This is a genomic window from Campylobacter concisus, from assembly GCF_902460595.1.
In the GTDB taxonomy this organism is placed as follows: domain Bacteria; phylum Campylobacterota; class Campylobacteria; order Campylobacterales; family Campylobacteraceae; genus Campylobacter_A; species Campylobacter_A concisus_BL.
Window position 1 is genome coordinate 1 of record NZ_CABPVA010000038.1, and the last position, 1,171, is coordinate 1,171.

Below are 1,171 nucleotides of genomic sequence, written 5' to 3' on the forward strand. Positions count from 1 at the left end.
AGCTTCAGGTTTAAACTCACCATTTTCTGCTCTTATCTTTAAGAGCTTATTTATCCTTGAGATATTATGGCTATTATCATCTTTTGTGGTGATCACATAGATATCTTCTAGCTTAAAGCTCTTTTTGGTTACATCTTTTAAAAGGGCATTTATCTTATCTGCGAAAAATTGCAAGATAGTGTTGTATTTTCTGTAGTGTTCATTAAAGTCAGCATTGCCATTTGAGTAGCCAGCTATAGTTCTATTGCCTTTAAATTCCTTAGTAGTCTCATAGGCTATAGCGTTTTGTAGATAGGTTATAGATGGTTCATCTTTATCTTTTATCTTTGCTACATTTAAAAGAGAGAATAGATCCAAACACTCTTCAAAGGATATTGCGTTTATATCTATATTTGCTAGTCTATTATTACTAATTGCTTCATTATTTGCATCACTTTCAAAAAGCCCAAATTCATTCGACTCTATAAATCTACGCTTAGCTATACCTATCTCATTGTCTGCATTACTTTTATATCTTATCTCATACCAAGCTCCAAAGCGGTTTTTGGCTCTTAAGTGAGCTTTTAGTCCATTTCCTACAAGGCTTGGATTATTATATGTCATACTCATTAAAGCTATATATTCTTTACTACCTATGCTATATTTATCTATTTTACTCTCTTGTGGGCCTATAGAGGTATAAGCGAGTTTTTTATTTAGACCATCTCTAAATATTTCAACAACCTCTGGCAATATATCGCCGATTTGGTCATCGTCTAACTTAAATTCACCAAATTTCGCACTTTTTCCATCTTCTGTCTTTATGCCCTCAAGATACTCTGATACCTTAGATCTTAAATTTCCATTAGTTTTTACCTTTACTCCATTAATTGCATTAAGTAGTCCGGTAAATTCTTCTTCATTCATCTTGGGTTCAGAGTAGATCTCGTCACAAACTTTTTTTAGTATCTCTTTTAAAGTTACATTAAAACCACAACCTATAGTAGCTATTTTATTAGTATCATAATATAGTTCATATATAAAATCTTCAGCCTTTTTTAATGTATCTCTTAGTTTATCTTTAAATTTACTAGCATTTCTCTCATTGATTGGCATTAAAACTCCTTAAACTGATTAAGATACTCTCTTATAAGCTTAGTATCATTTCTATCCTTAAATCTGCTTTGGATAG

At 31.3% G+C, this 1,171-nt stretch carries 1 protein-coding gene; it reads right to left on the reverse strand.

The window, feature by feature from the left end; translation table 11 throughout:
• Nucleotides 1–1,095: hypothetical protein (locus F3G86_RS10195; RefSeq protein WP_188116470.1), on the reverse strand; the 1,095-nt coding region annotated here is incomplete at its 3' end.
• Between the last annotated feature and the right edge of the window lie 76 nt (nt 1,096–1,171).